Annotated in this window: 16 protein-coding genes; 9 read left to right on the top strand and 7 right to left on the bottom strand. The window is 35.5% G+C overall.

What is annotated here, in order from left to right; translation table 11 throughout:
* Positions 1-26 precede the first annotated feature (26 nt).
* Positions 27-1913 (top strand): cytochrome c3 family protein, encoded by a 1887-nt coding sequence (locus FLY87_RS04975; protein ID WP_012546624.1) that lies wholly within the window; start codon positions 27-29, stop codon positions 1911-1913.
* A gap of 48 nt (positions 1914-1961) precedes the next feature.
* Positions 1962-2570: an NAD(P)H:quinone oxidoreductase gene (gene wrbA, locus FLY87_RS04970; protein ID WP_012545384.1), complete on the top strand. Its 609-nt coding sequence runs from the start codon at positions 1962-1964 to the stop codon at positions 2568-2570.
* On the opposite strand, the gene FLY87_RS04965 is transcribed toward wrbA, so the two are convergent.
* Positions 2571-3386: a ZIP family metal transporter gene (locus tag FLY87_RS04965; RefSeq protein WP_012546694.1), complete on the bottom strand. Its 816-nt coding sequence runs from the start codon at positions 3384-3386 to the stop codon at positions 2571-2573.
* A gap of 23 nt (positions 3387-3409) precedes the next feature.
* Here FLY87_RS04965 and FLY87_RS04960 point away from each other — a divergent pair, with 23 nt between their 5' ends.
* Both FLY87_RS04960 and FLY87_RS04955 read left to right on the top strand, forming a co-directional pair.
* Positions 3410-4324 (top strand): DUF523 and DUF1722 domain-containing protein, encoded by a 915-nt coding sequence (locus FLY87_RS04960; protein WP_012545560.1) that lies wholly within the window; start codon positions 3410-3412, stop codon positions 4322-4324.
* Complete coding sequence (locus tag FLY87_RS04955) at positions 4317-5630, top strand: deoxyribodipyrimidine photo-lyase (protein WP_012546848.1); 1314 nt, start codon at positions 4317-4319, stop codon at positions 5628-5630. Before FLY87_RS04960 ends, FLY87_RS04955 begins: the two co-directional genes overlap by 8 nt.
* 105 nt (positions 5631-5735) lie before the next feature.
* Here the strand turns inward: FLY87_RS04955 and FLY87_RS10415 are convergent, their stop codons facing one another.
* The 4 genes from FLY87_RS10415 to FLY87_RS04935 form a co-directional block, all read right to left on the bottom strand.
* Entirely contained in the window at positions 5736-5981 is a 246-nt protein-coding gene (locus FLY87_RS10415; protein ID WP_373920410.1) for a hypothetical protein, read from the bottom strand.
* Positions 5982-6091: 110 nt separating this feature from the next.
* The gene (locus tag FLY87_RS04945; protein ID WP_012545895.1) at positions 6092-6451 is read right to left on the bottom strand and encodes a hypothetical protein; all 360 of its coding nucleotides are present in this window, start codon (positions 6449-6451) and stop codon (positions 6092-6094) included.
* Positions 6448-7092: a cytochrome b N-terminal domain-containing protein gene (locus FLY87_RS04940; RefSeq protein WP_012546179.1), complete on the bottom strand. Its 645-nt coding sequence runs from the start codon at positions 7090-7092 to the stop codon at positions 6448-6450. The genes FLY87_RS04945 and FLY87_RS04940 overlap by 4 nt, the downstream gene beginning before the upstream one ends.
* On the bottom strand, positions 7089-7553 hold the full coding sequence (locus FLY87_RS04935) for a ubiquinol-cytochrome c reductase iron-sulfur subunit (protein ID WP_051345883.1): 465 nt from the start codon (positions 7551-7553) through the stop codon (positions 7089-7091). Before FLY87_RS04935 ends, FLY87_RS04940 begins: the two co-directional genes overlap by 4 nt.
* 103 nt (positions 7554-7656) lie before the next feature.
* Between FLY87_RS04935 and FLY87_RS04930 the strand changes: the two genes are divergently transcribed.
* The 5 genes from FLY87_RS04930 (at position 7657) to FLY87_RS04910 (ending at position 13005) form a co-directional block, all read left to right on the top strand.
* Positions 7657-9849: a molybdopterin-dependent oxidoreductase gene (locus FLY87_RS04930; protein WP_012546592.1), complete on the top strand. Its 2193-nt coding sequence runs from the start codon at positions 7657-7659 to the stop codon at positions 9847-9849.
* 1 nt (position 9850) lies between these two features.
* On the top strand, positions 9851-10408 hold the full coding sequence (locus tag FLY87_RS04925; protein ID WP_012545481.1) for a 4Fe-4S dicluster domain-containing protein: 558 nt from the start codon (positions 9851-9853) through the stop codon (positions 10406-10408).
* Positions 10408-11394 carry an NrfD/PsrC family molybdoenzyme membrane anchor subunit gene (nrfD, locus tag FLY87_RS04920; protein ID WP_012544981.1) on the top strand — a complete coding sequence of 329 codons (987 nt, stop codon included), beginning with the start codon at positions 10408-10410 and terminating at the stop codon, positions 11392-11394. The genes FLY87_RS04925 and nrfD overlap by 1 nt, the downstream gene beginning before the upstream one ends.
* A 254-nt stretch (positions 11395-11648) precedes the next feature.
* Positions 11649-11945 carry a selenite/tellurite reduction operon protein ExtJ gene (gene extJ, locus FLY87_RS04915; protein ID WP_028842722.1) on the top strand — a complete coding sequence of 99 codons (297 nt, stop codon included), beginning with the start codon at positions 11649-11651 and terminating at the stop codon, positions 11943-11945.
* 145 nt (positions 11946-12090) lie between these two features.
* Positions 12091-13005 (top strand): branched-chain amino acid transaminase, encoded by a 915-nt coding sequence (locus FLY87_RS04910; protein ID WP_141266446.1) that lies wholly within the window; start codon positions 12091-12093, stop codon positions 13003-13005.
* A 4-nt stretch (positions 13006-13009) separates the two neighbouring features.
* Here FLY87_RS04910 and FLY87_RS04905 read toward each other — a convergent pair whose 3' ends face one another.
* Both FLY87_RS04905 and gatB read right to left on the bottom strand, forming a co-directional pair.
* Complete coding sequence (locus FLY87_RS04905; protein WP_012546051.1) at positions 13010-13249, bottom strand: hypothetical protein; 240 nt, start codon at positions 13247-13249, stop codon at positions 13010-13012.
* A gap of 4 nt (positions 13250-13253) precedes the next feature.
* Positions 13254-14681: an Asp-tRNA(Asn)/Glu-tRNA(Gln) amidotransferase subunit GatB gene (gatB, locus tag FLY87_RS04900; RefSeq protein WP_012545415.1), complete on the bottom strand. Its 1428-nt coding sequence runs from the start codon at positions 14679-14681 to the stop codon at positions 13254-13256.
* Between the last annotated feature and the right edge of the window lie 5 nt (positions 14682-14686).

Raw genomic sequence — 14686 nt, 5'->3', positions numbered from 1 at the left:
GCTCCCTTTCTCTGCTATAATTTTAAATGTCCTTCAAACTTGGTAAAATAAGTGATCTCGCTACTCCTTTTACTGTAACAGTTTTTTTTCTTCAGTTTCTACTTATAGTTGGCTTTTTAGGCTATGGATACTACATGGATTCATCTGAAAGTTGTATAAATTGCCACAGTTCAAAGGAAAAAATGGCTGAGCTTGGATATCCTCAATTTTATGTTACACTTGGAGAAGTAAGAAAACAGACAGGACATAAAACAGTTCAATGTAGGGACTGTCACTTAGGTAACGGAAGAGCTCACGATAAAGATGAAGCACATAAGGGAATGTTAAAAGCAATCTTTGTCAATGAAAGTGCGGAACCAGTGGAGAGAAGCAAAGTTTACAGCAAGGAAGAGATAGAGCTAAACAAAATATTTCCAATGGGGGGAAATGCTCTTTTTGAGCTTCTTCCAAAAAAGAGAGAAAATGATGGAGTATCTCTTCATCCTGAGGTGCGAAATATTCTCTGGCATGATAGAAATCCTTATACTTTTAATTTTGATCCTAAAATAGCTGAAAAAACATGTGGAAAGAGAGGTTGTCACCAAGAAGAGTTAAAACAATTCAGAAGCACAACAATGGCGACAAACTATCGTCAAAGAACTATGCAGACATGGCTTGAACCCTATGGACCACACAACTGTGGTCCATCCTTTGCAGATTTACCTCCAGAGGAAATACTTAAAATCGCAGAGTTTGATTTCACAAATACTGAAAAGATAAGAAAGGAAATAAATGTTTCATTTACTACCGAACAAGCAATTGCAAAACAGAGACTTTGCAATGTATGCCATGCTGGATGTGTTGACTGCCACTATGCACCAAGCAGAGAAAGAGGCACTCATGCCTTCATAAAAGTTCCAGATTCATTGAGTTGCATGGGAAGAGGAAGAGGAAATTCAGTCTGCCATACCGGCTCAGGGCACTCAAGAAGAGGAGAAACCTATATAGGGAAGTTTTATTCAATTCCTCAAGGAAGAAAGCCAGATATTCATTTTACAAAGGGAATTCACTGTGTAGACTGTCACCAAACAGGTAAAAAAGGAATGGGTGATATGCAACGTAAGGCAACCTGTGGAGACTGTCATATTGAGATAGAGAAAGCCCTTACAAACTCAGTTCATAGGAATCTCACCTGTACAGCCTGTCATGTAACAGAGGCAGGTGGATATCAGATAACAGTCTGGGGTAAGGGATACATAGGTGAAAAGCCTAATCCGTTTAAAAAATACTCTCTCTATTACGGAATTCAAAAGCCTCTTATATTAATGAAAGACCAAAAAGGCATATGGTTTCCCGTTAAGATTTTTCCCCATAGTGTAAGTAATATTAAGAAAGATGTAGCACCAACAGAGATAAAATTTAGATGGTCCAATGGTGAAACAAGGGATATGTATGCAATTATCGGTACCTTTGATGGACTTCCTTCAGGAGATAAACATCTGCTTTGGTTACAAATTGAGGAAGTAGCACATCCATTTGGAAAAGCAAGGGACTGTAAAAGTTGCCACAGTAGCATTCAAACTTCTGTTTCAACATGGCAGTATGAAGACATTCAGGGAGCAGAACCATTTAAAGGAGGATATAAAATAGTTGCCGATGAAAAAGGGTTAAGATTAAAGGATTTCTGGCACAGTAAGATAAAGGTATTGAAGGGCTTTGAGCTATCTCAGTTTGCCTCATGGCTCTATCTAACTGATAAATGGTTTATCCCCGGAGATTTTAGTATTAGATTTGATAAGAAAAAGTATAAAGAGTATGAGAGGCTTTACAAAAAAAATCTTGTAAAACTTGAAAGACTTAAAGGCAGATTTAGTGATAAGGAATTGAAAACACTGAGACAGATTCTTTTGCATAATCCTGAGCATAAGTTTTAGCTTGATTTTGATATAATTTAGATAACTACTTTTAAACGAGGTGCAAAGATGAAAATTCTTATAGTTTATTACAGCACTTTTGGGAATACTTACAAGATGGCACAACTGATAGCAGATGGTGTTAAAGAAGCTGGTGGAGAGCCTATAATAAGAAGATGCCCAGAATTAATTCCTGAAAATATTATAGAGTCAAGGCCAGACATGAAAGCAGGGGCAGAGATGCAGAAAGATGTTCCTTTGGTAACTCTTGAAGATTTTAAACAAGCGGATGGATACGCCTTTGGAACGCCCACGAGGTTTGGAAATGTGTCTGCGCAACTTAAGAATGTTATTGATCAACTCGGTCCTTTATGGATACAGAGAGTTTTTGAAGGGAAGCCAGCAGGAGTTTTTGTTTCAACAGGTACACTTCATGGAGGTCAAGAAACTACAATTCTTACTTTTATGACTGTTTTGCTTCATCTTGGTTGTATCATTGTTGGAGTTCCTTATTCAGTTTCTGATTTATATCTAACAAAGGGAGGAGGATCTCCTTATGGACCAGGACATATTGCAGAGGCTGAAAATAAAAGAGAGATTGATCAGAATGAGGCAAATATTTGTAAAGCTTTTGGAAGAAGACTTACAGAGATAGCAAAAAGGCTTAAAAGCACCTAATCACTTAAAGGCAACATCAAGAATCATCATAAGTGTAAATCCTATAATGAGTCCTGCTGTTGCAATATCGGAATTTCCCTTTTTCTGTGATTCTGGAATCAACTCCTCTGCTGTGATAAAAATCATTGCTCCAGCAGCAAATCCCAAGGCATAGGGTAGGAGATTTTGCATGACTTCAACCATCAGAACTCCTACTACTGCAAATATTGGTTCAACTATTCCTGAGATTTGACCAACAGAGAAGCTTTTTAGTCTTGAAAAACCTTCAGCTCTTAATGGAATTGAAATGGCAAATCCCTCAGGAATATTTTGAATACCTATTCCAAAGGCAAGTACAACAGATGAGATTAAACTTACATCCTCTGGTTTTAATGCATGAGCTCCAAATGAAACACCGATAGCCAATCCTTCAGGAATATTATGTAGGGTAACTGCTAAAACCAAAAGAGTGCTTCTTCTTAAAGATACTTTTAGTCCCTCTGCTTCATGAATTGGTGATTGGAGATGAAGATGAGGAATAATCATATCAAATAATCTAAGGAAAATAGCACCCAGAATAAATCCTACAGCAGGTGGTAACCAAGAAACTATGTTTAATTTCTCAGACATTTCAATTGCAGGCTGAAGGAGTGACCAGAAACTTGCAGCAATCATAACTCCTGCTGCAAAACCCAGTGCTAAATCAAAAATCTTTTGATTCACTCTCTTTATCATCAGAACCATTGAAGCACCCAGAGCAGTCATAAACCAAGTAAAAATACCTGCAATTAGAGCAAGTATAATTGGAGATATTGCTTGAATTTTTTGTTCAAACATTTCCAATCATTATAATATAAATTATGCTAAAGCCAAAAATTCTATTCAGCAGATGTTTTTTTGAGCCTGTAAGATACAATAGTGGACTGGTTGTTGATGAGTTTGTTGAAAATTTAAAGAGATATGTTGACTGTGTATATTTATGTCCTGAGGTTGAGATAGGACTTGGTGTGCCAAGAGTTCCTGTAATCATTATACAAAATAACAATGAAAAGAGATTAATCCAACAGGAAACTGGATTAGATTTAACCGATAAAATGATTAGTTATGTTGAAAATGTAATTAAACAATTAAACAAAATAGATGGCGCTGTCCTGAAGGCAAAGTCTCCTTCCTGTGGAGTCTCATCAACAAAACTTTACAGAGATGGTGTAGTTATAGGTAAAACAGACGGATTTCTTGCTGAAAGCCTAAAAAAAGCCTTTCCATTACTTCCAATAGAGGATGAGGGAAGACTAAGAGATGAAAACATAAGAAATCATTTCTTAACAAGAATTTTTGCTCTCTGTGAATTTAAAGCTCTTAGTAAAAATCTTAAAGAGTCAGATTTGGTGAGATTTCATACGAAATACAAATATCTTCTTATGACATATAGCCAACAACATCTGAAAATTCTTGGAAGAATTGTTGCGGATGGAAAAATCAATATAACTGAAAAAATTTCTAAGTATGGTGAAGTATTTATTGAGGTTTTTAGAAAAAAGCCAACAAAAGCAAGACATATAAACACACTTACCCATATTTTTGGGCATATATCAAGATATCTAAGTCAGAGAGAACGTGCACACTTTTTAGAGCTTATGGAAAAATATAGAAAAAACATGATTAAACGAAGAGTTCTTATTGAGCTTCTCAGAAACTTTGCCTACAGATTTGAAAATGATTACATTCTACTTCAGAAATACCTTGAGCCTTTTCCAGAGGATTTAAGTGTATAGGAGAGTCATCTTCTGGTTTAAAAGAGACTTACGGATTGATGACAACAGAGCCCTCTTTGAAGCATGTCAGAACTCATTTGAGGTAATACCTGTATTTATTTTTATCCCGAGCATACTTGAAAGATTTAAAAGTTATGATAGAAGAACTGGATTTCTAATAGAATCCCTCAAACACTTAAGCAAAGAGATAGAGAAGAAGGGTGGAAGATTGTACTGCTTTCATGATGAACCACAAAGGGTTTTTCTTACTTTAATAAGAAAATATGGAATTCAGGCTATTTTTACAAATAGGGCTTTCTCCTGGAGTGGGGAAGAAGTAGAGGAAACAGTAAAAAAACTCTGTTTAAATGAAGGTGTTGATTTTGTAACCTTTAATGATAACTTTCTTGCTGAAATAGATAAGATTCCTTACAGGAAAATATATTCAAAATTTTACAGATACTGGGAACAGAATCTTAGGCTCACAGAGGTATCCTCTCCAGAAAGAATTAATACACCTAAGCTTAATGAACCAGAGATTGATATAGTAGCCTCTGAGATAAGCCATGAAAAAAACATAGTGTGGAAGCCAGATTTTGGGATAAGAAGACTTAAGGAATTTGATTTTAACAGATATGAAGAGTTGCGCGATAGATTGGATATTGATGGAACATCAAAGCTTTCACCCTATATAAGATTTGGATTAATCTCCTTAAGAAAAATCTACAGAGTAGCCTCAGAGGCTGCTGGGCAGGATTGTCAATTCATAAAGGAGCTGGCTTGGAGAGAGTTTTGGTATCATATAAAGCTAAATTTCCCTCAATTTAAAAACTTAGAGTTTCAGGAAAAAAGAAGAAAGATAAGATGGCAAAACGATGAAAAACTTTACAAAGCCTTTATTGAGGCAAAAACAGGTTATCCCTTGATTGATGCAGCAATTATTCAGCTAAAGCAGGAAAACTGGATGCATAACAGAGCAAGAATGATAGTCGCATCCTTCTTAACTAAGGATTTAATGATTGATTGGAGATGGGGAGAAAGCTTTTTTATGGAGCATCTCATTGATTATGATGAAGTGGTAAATGTAGGAAATTGGCAGTGGAATGCCTCTGTAGGTCCAGATCCTAAACCTTTAAGAATCTTTAATCCTATAATTCAAGCTAAAAAATTTGATCCTGACTGCAAATTTATAAAGAAGTATTTACCCTCACTAAAGAAACTACCAAGTTTTATGCTACATGATCCTTTAACCCACAGACTGCCTTACCATAAACCCATAGTGAATCACTTTGAAAGATTGATTCTCATTAAAAAACTTTACAGCTAAGACTCCTCTACACAAATCTCTCTCTTTGATATAGCATAAATTGTCCTAATGCTTACAACTCCAATTACTAAAGTTGTCAGTATCAAAGCTAAAGATGTTAAAAATTTATAGAAAAATAACCCTGTAAGTTAGAATTCTTATAAGAAAAACAAAGTATAAAATCACACCGACAATCCACATAGAGTATGCCACGCTTTGATTTATTGAAGCATATGCAATGGACAACAACAGAAGAGAGATAGATATTGTTGGAAAGAAGTTTGATTTAACGGGATGGTGGAATTCTGCTTTTACTTGATTCCAATATTTTACTGTTTTCGTAAGATAGATAACCAGAAAAAGGCCAAATATAAGAGTTGACAGATAGGTAAAACCTACTCCAACTAACTTTATTGTTTCTCCTAAAAAGGATGAGAGTCCTGTTAAATCCTTTACTAAATTTTTTATACCCCTTAGGGCTATTAGGAAATAGCTTCAATAATGGTGGTTATTAAAAATATCAACAAAAAAGCAAAAGCTATCAAAGCTGTCAATTTCCAGCCTATCTTTTTATCAATCCAGGGAATCAAGATTAAAAATGATAGTATGCCTAATGGTAATAAAACGCCACCTATAAAAACTGTATCAGTAGAGAAGAATCTTAATAGCCAGAAAAGCCATAGATAATACCATTCTGGTCTTGGCTGATAGGCAGCAATAAAATCAATCTCTCTACCTATTAGGGGTGTAAAAAGAAAAGTGAGAATCAGTATTAACTCAAAAGTCAGAATGGCAACAAACAAAATCTCAATCAAGTAATCGGGATAAAATTTCTTTTTCATAGAGGCTTTGATATTCCGAGTTTTTTAATCATATGAAAATGTGCCCAAAGCAGAAGAATGATGAGACCTGGAAACCACAGCACATGAAGACTATAAAATCTTGAAAGAGTAGCACCTGATACCTCATAATCTCCTCTTACAATCAGTAGCAAAGCTTGACCAACAAAAGGAATACTACCTACTATGTTTGTTCCAACCACTGTAGCCCAATATGCCTTTTGATCCCATGGTAGTAGATATCCTGTAAAGCCCTCAAGCATTACAATAACAAAGGTAATTAAACCCACAATCCAATTAAGCTCTCTTGGTGGACGATAGCTTTTAGTTACAAAAACCCTAATTGAATGAATAATTATGCTTACAATCAAGACATTGGCAGACCACTTGTGAATTCCTCTGAGAAGTTTTCCTAAGAAAACCTCTTCATGAATTCTTAAAATGCTTTGATAGGCTTCTTTTTCAGAAGGAATATAATGAAAGGAAAGGAATAACCCTGATACGAGACATATAAGAAAGGCAGTAAAGGCAATACCACCGAAACAGTAAAAATAATTGATTCCTTCAGGGATGTCTCTATCAAAAATGCCTCTATGAGTAGATTTAAGTCTGAATCTATCAAGAAACCAATCAATGAGGTTCATATTTTTATTCCCACAAAAATCTTTTTATTTTCTATTTTAACAGGAAGTCTTTGAAGAGGCTCTTTGGGTGGACCTTTCAAGACTTTCCCTTCACTGTCATATTTTCCACCATGGCATGGACATATAAATTCATTGGAATTTTTATCAAAATTTACAAAACAGCCGAGATGGGTGCATACAGGAGAAAGAGCAATTATTGAATCTCCGTCATTTACAAGATAGATTTTTAAGGATTTTTGCAAGTTTCCAATTTCTATATTAATTTTTTTTACTCCTTCTTTCGGAATCTTATCCTCTGGTATTTCATAGTAACTGTATTCCTTTTTTTTAGGATTTGCAGGTTTTAAGAGTGATAGCCCTAAAAAAGAAAATATTAATGCTACAAAAGTAAAAAATAGTTTTAGCATTTTCTTTAGAAAGAACCTTCTTTTTATATCCATTTTTTCTTTATCAATTATCACACTTATATTATACCCCCATAGCCTATTTGAAAAACTATTGACAAAATAAAAATTTTTATGTAGTATTTAACTATTAGTATAACAAATATAAGGGGGTGAGGGTATGAGTATTACCAGGAGAGATTTTCTCAAAATTGCAGCTGTAACAGGCGGTGTCGCGGCAGCAAGCACCCCAGTTGTAAAATCTGTATTAGCTCTTGGCAAAAAACCTGTTTCTTTGCCCCAGTATGTTCCTACTACCTGTGAAATGTGTTTTTGGCGCTGTGGCGTGATAGCCAAGGTTGTGGATGGCAAAGTTGTTAAACTTGATGGCAATCCTCTACATCCAAACTCTCGTGGAAAGCTTTGCGCAAGAGGACATGGCGGTATAGGACTTCTTTATGATTCTGACAGGCTAAAAACTCCGCTAATTAATACAGGCTCAAGAGGTGAGGCTAAATTTAAAAAAGCATCATGGGATGAAGCCTTAGGATATGTGGCTGACAGGATGCAGAAAATTAAAGAAAAATACGGAGCAGAATCAGTAGGATTACTAACTCATGGAACTGTATCAACATATTTTATGCATTTACTTCAGGCTTTTGGCTCACCAAATTTTGCCATGCCTTCATTTGCTCTCTGTAGAGGTGCAAGAGGTGTTGCTTTTGAACTTACCTTTGGAGAGGATGTAGGAAATCCGGAAAGACTTGACCTACAAAATAGCAAAGCAATTGTTCTCATAGGAAGTCATCTTGGTGAAAATGCCCACAATTCTCAATGTCAAGAATTTGCTGAAGCTGTAGGAAAAGGTGCTACAGTTATTGTTCTTGACCCAAGATTTTCAACTGCAGCAGGTAAGGCAAAATACTGGTTACCAATAAAACCTACAACTGATTTAGCAATTTTACTTGCATGGATTAATATAATCATAAATGAAGGACTCTATGATAAAGATTATGTAGCAAAATACACCACAGGCTTTAATGAAGTCTCGCAAGCAGTAAAGGAATATACTCCAGAATGGGCAGAAAAAGAGACAGAAATTCCTGCGGGACGTATTGTTGAGACCGCGAGAGTATTAGGTAAAAATAAACCCAATGTTTTAATACATCCGGGTAGACACACTGCTTGGTATTCTGATAATGTTCAGAGACAACGTGCTGTTGCTATTTTGACAGCAATTCTTGGAGCCTATGGAAGACCTGGAGGCATATATCTAAATCCAAAGAAAAAACTTGAACCTGTATTTCTTTCAGACAAAGATTATCCTGAGCCACAAAAACCAGCGATAAATAAGGGAAACTATCCTTTTGCAGGAGAAGAGGGAGTAACACATGCTATTGTAAAGGCAACTCTTACAGAGGATCCCTATCCAATAAAAGCATGGTTTATAACGGGAACAAACATAATGAAGGCTATGCCAAATCAAAGGGATACTCTGAATGCTGTCCAAAGGCTTGACTTGCTTGTGGCAGTTGACATGATGCCTTATGACGGAGTCATGCTTGCTGATGTGGTCCTTCCTGAGTGCACCTATCTGGAAAGACATGATGACTTTTTTACAGTGAAAGAAAGAAGTTTTGGAATATCTTTCCGTCAGCCTGTGGTTCAGCCAATGTATGATACAAAACCTGGCTGGTGGATAGCAAAAGAGCTTGGTAAAAGGCTTGGTCTTGAAGAATACTTTCCATGGAATACCTTTGATGACTTTTTGAAAGCAAAAGCTGAAGCTTGGGGAATTGATTACGCTGAACTTGGCCAAAAGGGATATATTGACTTCCCAGAGAGTGCTAAACCCTATCTTTCTCAAGGAGAGGATTATAAATTTAAAACGCCTTCAGGCAAAATTGAACTTTACAGTAATGAATTGAAAAAACATGGCTTTGATCCTATTCCAAAATATACAAAACATGAACAACCTTCTGAAGGGTGGTTTAGGCTCATATATGGAAGAGCACCAGTTCATACATTTTCACGAACAACAAATAATCCTTCACTTTGGGAACTTATGGAAGAAAATGTAGCTTGGATAAATGCAAAAGTTGCAAAAAGAATGGGACTGAAGCATGGAGATTACATTGTTTTGGTAAATCAGGATGGAGTAAAAAGTAACAAAGTTAGAGCAAAGGTGACAGAAAGAATTAGACCAGACTGCATTTATCTTGTTCATGGATTTTGTTCAACATCAAAACTTCTTCACAGAGCATATTTAAGAGGTGCTGATGATCAGCAGTTGATAACAAAATATGCAATTGACCCAATTTCTGGAAGTGTAGGTATGAGGGTGAACTTTGTGAAGATTACTAAGGAGGTCTAATATGCCAAGGTATGTCATGGTAATAGACGTGGAAAAATGTATTGGATGCATGGCTTGTGTAATTGCCTGTAAAAAAGAAAACAATGTGCCTGAAGAGCATTTCAGAACCCGCGTTGTAGAAGAAGTAAGAGGAGAATTCCCGAGTCTTAGAATGGAATTAAGAAGTGAACTCTGTAATCATTGTGAAGAAGCTCCATGCATAGATGCTTGTCCAACGAGAGCATCTCACAGGGCAAAGGATGGAACAGTTCAGATAGACAGAAAAAAATGTATAGGCTGTAAAGCCTGTATTTTAGCGTGTCCTTATGATGCAAGATATTCTCATCCTAAGGGATATGCAGATAAATGCTCCTTCTGTGAACATAGACTTAAGGAAGGCAAAAAACCTGCCTGTGTTGAAACATGTCTTGGAAAGTCAAGAATATTTGGAGATCTTGAAGACTCAAACAGTGAAGTAGCGGAATTGTTAAGAAAATATGATTCATCTGTGAGACTTGAGTTTGCTGGAACGCGCCCCAGAGTTTTTTACATTAAAAAGAAATTTGCAGGAGGTCTATGATGATAGAACTAAGTATAACTGGAACAAATGCAATAACCTTTCCCCATTTAGAGGTTTGGGATTGGAGAATAGTAATATATTTATTTCTTGGTGGACTTTCTGCAGGAATGCTTGTTATGTGTTCAATTGCTAACTTAAGAATTCCAAAACAACCTGTGGAAGAGCTTGCCCAGTGTGTGAGAGCTCCTCTTATTGCTTTTATAACTCTTGCTATTGGTGCTCAGTTCATAATGATAGACCTCGGTAAACCTCAAAGTCTTATCTGGGGTTTTTTAACGTTTCAACCTCTTTCTCTCATGTCTTGGGGTACATGGGGAGTTCCGGCTGTTTTATTAGGAAATGCACTTTATATCTTAGCTGTAATTCCTAAGGAACAAAGGCATCGCTTAAAATTACCATTTTTAATAAAACTTGCAGAAAAGTTTGCTCCAAAAATGAGGACAATTGCAAAATTGAATTTTGCTCTTGGAATATTTCTTGGAATTTATACAGGTGTGCTTTTAAGCTCTTTTGCAGCGATCCCTCTTTGGAATAATGCAACACTACCAATTCTCTTTTTAGTCTCTGCTCTTTCTTCTGGTGCAGCTATGATAGTTATTATTGCAAAAAAGCCAGAAATAAAGTTTCTTTTTACAAAGATTGATATATGGTTAATCGTTGCAGAGCTTGTGGTTATACTTCTTTTCTTTTATGGACTTTATACATCAACAGCACCATACAAGAAAGCAATTGAGCCTTTCTTTTCACTAACAAGTGAACATTTTATTTTTAGCATAGCGCTGATAGCTATATTTCTACTATTACCTCTTGCATTAAGAATCAAACTTGGTGAACTAAAAGAGTTTGAAGACGGATTTCATGGAGAGTTTACTAAGGCTCAGATTTTTAGAATGAATTTTGCAGCAGTGCTTGTTCTTGCCGGAACACTGATTTTAAGAGCAGCAATAGTTTATGCAGGACAGTTAACAAAACTGTCACCATATTGATATAATTGTAAACAATTGACTAACTATCATTCCGAAGGGTCTCAATGAGCCTGAGGAATCTGACTCAAAGAGTCATTGCCCGAGGGTTCTCTTAAAAACAGAGGAGATTCCTCACTTCGTTCGGAATGACAATTTTTGCTGTAACCCTTCGGGACAGTTAGGGGTATAGAAAAATAGCAGGCCTTGTAGTTTATTGATTTTCAATAAACTACAAGTTTTTGAACAGTCTCTCATAAGAGAAAGGAGGTGATATGATGAAGAAGGCTATTGCATTAATTGTTGTATTGACATTTCTTTTAGGAGTTGCTTTTGTTTCCTTTGCTGCTGAGGCTAAAAAAGCATCTGAAGTAAAAGGAACGGTTACAAAGATTGAAGGTAAAAAACTTACCATCAAACAGGCTGATGGTAAAGAAGTTACAGTTGAGGTAAAAGATGTAAAAGGGATTAAGGTTGGAGACAAAGTTACAGTTAAGGATGGTGTTGTAACAAAAGATAAGGGCAAAGAAGGAACTTCTGGCTCAAAGAAAAAGAAAGCTGTTGAAGGTTGTTAATGAATAAAAAGGGAGGGAAATTTGCCCTCCCTTTAAAATTTTCTATTTACAAAATACTTTAATTTCTTGATATTTCTAAAATCGTTTAAGCTTAACTTAATTTAAAACTTGACTTATAAATTTAAAATGAGGTTTAATATAACCTATGTTTCCTAAGACAGAAAAAATATGGATGGATGGCAAGTTTGTAAATTGGGATGATGCAAAGGTTCATGTTCTAACCCATTCACTTCATTACGGCTTAGCAGTGTTTGAAGGAATAAGGTGTTACAATACTGAACAGGGACCTGCAGTTTTTAGATTAAAAGATCATATTGAAAGACTTTTTAAGTCTGCCCATATTTTTACTCTTAAGATTCCATTTACAGAAGAAGAAATTTTTGAAGCTGTTAAGGAAACTATTAGAGTTAACAAAATTAACTCTTGTTATATCAGACCAATAGTTTTTGTTGGTTACGGTAATATGGGGGTTTATCCTAAAAATAATCCTATTCAGGTTGCGATAGCTGTTTGGAGTTGGGGCGCTTATCTTGGTGAAGAAGGACTTCAAAAGGGGATCAGAGTAAAAACCTCATCTTTTATCAGAAACCATGTTAATTCCAATCTGTCAAGAGGTAAGGTGGCAGGTTACTATGTTAACAGTCAACTTGCAAAAATTGAAGCAATTTCATGTGGATATGATGAGGCTGTATTGCTTGATACAGAAGGATATGTATCTGAAGGAAGTGGTGAAAACATTTTCATTGTTAGAAAAGGGATTTTAAAAACAACACCTTTGACTTCAATTCTTGAAGGAATAACAAGAGATACAGTTCTAACTATTGCTAAAGATTTAAGTATAGAGACAAAAGAGGAAAGATTTACAAGAGATGAACTTTATATTTCAGATGAGGCATTTTTTACAGGGACTGCTGCTGAAATTACTCCAATCAGAGAGGTTGATGATAGAACAATAGGAATTGGAAGTCGGGGACCAATAACTGAAAAAATTCAAAATTTATTTTTTGATATCGTTAAAGGTAAAAATTCTAAATATCAACGCTGGCTGGATTTTGTTTAAAAATCTATTTTAGATTTAACTGTTTTCCTGCTTCTTCAATATCTTCATTTGTTAAGTTTTTATGGAGTTTTGCTTTGGGACCATTACGTAATGTGTTTATTAATTCCTGTTTTGTTTTGATACCACGTTGATTCAACATATTTTCAATAGATTTGTCATCCTTATGACATTTATCACACTTTAATGCAAAGGCATTATTTGATAAAATCAAGGTTGTAATTAAAATCGCTATAATAGTTTTCATTATTTTATTCTTTTAAAATTTTAAAAATAAGTTCATTAACAAGTTTCGGGTTTGCTTTCCCCTTGGTAATTTTCATCACTTGTCCTACAAAAAATCCTATCAATTTTTCCTCTCCATTTCTGAATCTTTCAACTTCTTTAGGATTTTTATTCATAACTTCTTTTATAGCCTCAATTATAACACTATCATCTGATATTTGAGTAAGTCCTTTTTCCCTGACAATGGCTTCAGCTGTTTTACCTGTTTTATACATTTCTTCAAAAACTTCTTTAGCAGTATTTCTGTTTATTGTGCCTTTATTAATTAACTCAATTAATTCAACAAGTTGTATAGGTTTTAATGAACATTCGTTTATATCTTTTCCTTCTTCATTGAGTAATCTTAACAGTTCAACCATTATCCAGTTAGCTACTTCCTTAGGCTTTCCACCAAGTTTTACTGCTTCTTCAAACCATTCGGAAAGTGCTTTTTCCTCGGTTAATATCTCTGAATCATATTGAGGTAATCCGTATTCCTTAATGAATCTTTCAATTTTTTGGTCTGGAAGTTCAGGCATATCTTTTTTTATTTTTTCAATCCAATCTTCTGAAACTACAACAGGAACAAGGTCTGGTTCAGGGAAATATCTATAATCATGTGCTTCCTCTTTTGAACGCATAGACTGAGTTGTGCCTGTTTGAGAATCCCAAAGTCTTGTTTCCTGTATGATTTTTTCACCATTTTCTATAAGCTTTATCTGCCTTTTAATCTCATACTCAAGCGCTTTTTCAACAAATCTAAAGGAATTAATGTTTTTAATCTCTGTTTTTACTCCAAACTCAGTTGAGCCAACGGGTCTGACAGAGACATTTGCATCGCAACGAAGAGAGCCCTGTTCAAGATTTCCATCACAGACTCCGAGATATCTAAGTATTGCTCTTAATTTTTTCATATACAAAGCAGCTTCCTTAGGTGAACGAATATCTGGCTCAGAAACTATTTCCATCAAAGGCACTCCTGTTCTATTGAAATCAACAAAACTGTACCCAGATGGGTCATGTATATTTTTACCAGCATCTTCTTCAAGATGGATTCTTTTTATGCGAATTTTTCTTTTTGTACCATTAAGCATTATTTCAAGATATCCATCTTCGCAAAGAGGTAACTCATACTGACTTATCTGATAACCTTTTGGAAGGTCAGGATAAAAGTAGTTTTTTCTTGCAAATCTGCTGTAAGGAGCAATTTTGCAGTTCATAGCCAGTCCTGTTTTCACCGTGTATTCTACAGCTTTTTTATTAAGCACAGGAAGCACCCCTGGCATTCCCAGACATACAGGGCATACCTGTGTATTTGGTTCTGCTCCAAACTGGGTGGAGCAACCACAGAATATTTTACTTTCAGTTAAAAGTTGAGCATGGACTTCTAATCCAATCACTGCTTCGTATTGCATTTTCT

It is taken from the genome of Thermodesulfovibrio sp. Kuro-1, from assembly GCF_006538445.1.
Lineage (GTDB): Bacteria > Nitrospirota > Thermodesulfovibrionia > Thermodesulfovibrionales > Thermodesulfovibrionaceae > Thermodesulfovibrio > Thermodesulfovibrio yellowstonii.
The sequence above is the reverse complement of the archived record's forward strand: the minus strand, read 5'-3'. Positions and strand labels throughout refer to the sequence as shown.

Bases quoted from the DNA above. Each gene is read 5' to 3' on its own strand.
- FLY87_RS04945 (WP_012545895.1), bottom strand. From the start codon at position 6,451: ATGAAAAAGAAATTTTATCCCGATTACTTGATTGAGATTTTGTTTGTT.
- FLY87_RS04940 (WP_012546179.1), bottom strand. From the start codon at position 7,092: ATGAACCTCATTGATTGGTTTCTTGATAGATTCAGACTTAAATCTACT.
- FLY87_RS04965 (WP_012546694.1), bottom strand. From the start codon at position 3,386: ATGTTTGAACAAAAAATTCAAGCAATATCTCCAATTATACTTGCTCTA.
- FLY87_RS04930 (WP_012546592.1), top strand. From the start codon at position 7,657: ATGAGTATTACCAGGAGAGATTTTCTCAAAATTGCAGCTGTAACAGGC.
- FLY87_RS04905 (WP_012546051.1), bottom strand. From the start codon at position 13,249: ATGAAAACTATTATAGCGATTTTAATTACAACCTTGATTTTATCAAAT.
- FLY87_RS04925 (WP_012545481.1), top strand. From the start codon at position 9,851: ATGCCAAGGTATGTCATGGTAATAGACGTGGAAAAATGTATTGGATGC.
- gatB (WP_012545415.1), bottom strand. From the start codon at position 14,681: ATGCAATACGAAGCAGTGATTGGATTAGAAGTCCATGCTCAACTTTTA.
- FLY87_RS04960 (WP_012545560.1), top strand. From the start codon at position 3,410: ATGCTAAAGCCAAAAATTCTATTCAGCAGATGTTTTTTTGAGCCTGTA.
- extJ (WP_028842722.1), top strand. From the start codon at position 11,649: ATGAAGAAGGCTATTGCATTAATTGTTGTATTGACATTTCTTTTAGGA.
- FLY87_RS04975 (WP_012546624.1), top strand. From the start codon at position 27: ATGTCCTTCAAACTTGGTAAAATAAGTGATCTCGCTACTCCTTTTACT.
- wrbA (WP_012545384.1), top strand. From the start codon at position 1,962: ATGAAAATTCTTATAGTTTATTACAGCACTTTTGGGAATACTTACAAG.
- FLY87_RS04910 (WP_141266446.1), top strand. From the start codon at position 12,091: ATGTTTCCTAAGACAGAAAAAATATGGATGGATGGCAAGTTTGTAAAT.
- nrfD (WP_012544981.1), top strand. From the start codon at position 10,408: ATGATAGAACTAAGTATAACTGGAACAAATGCAATAACCTTTCCCCAT.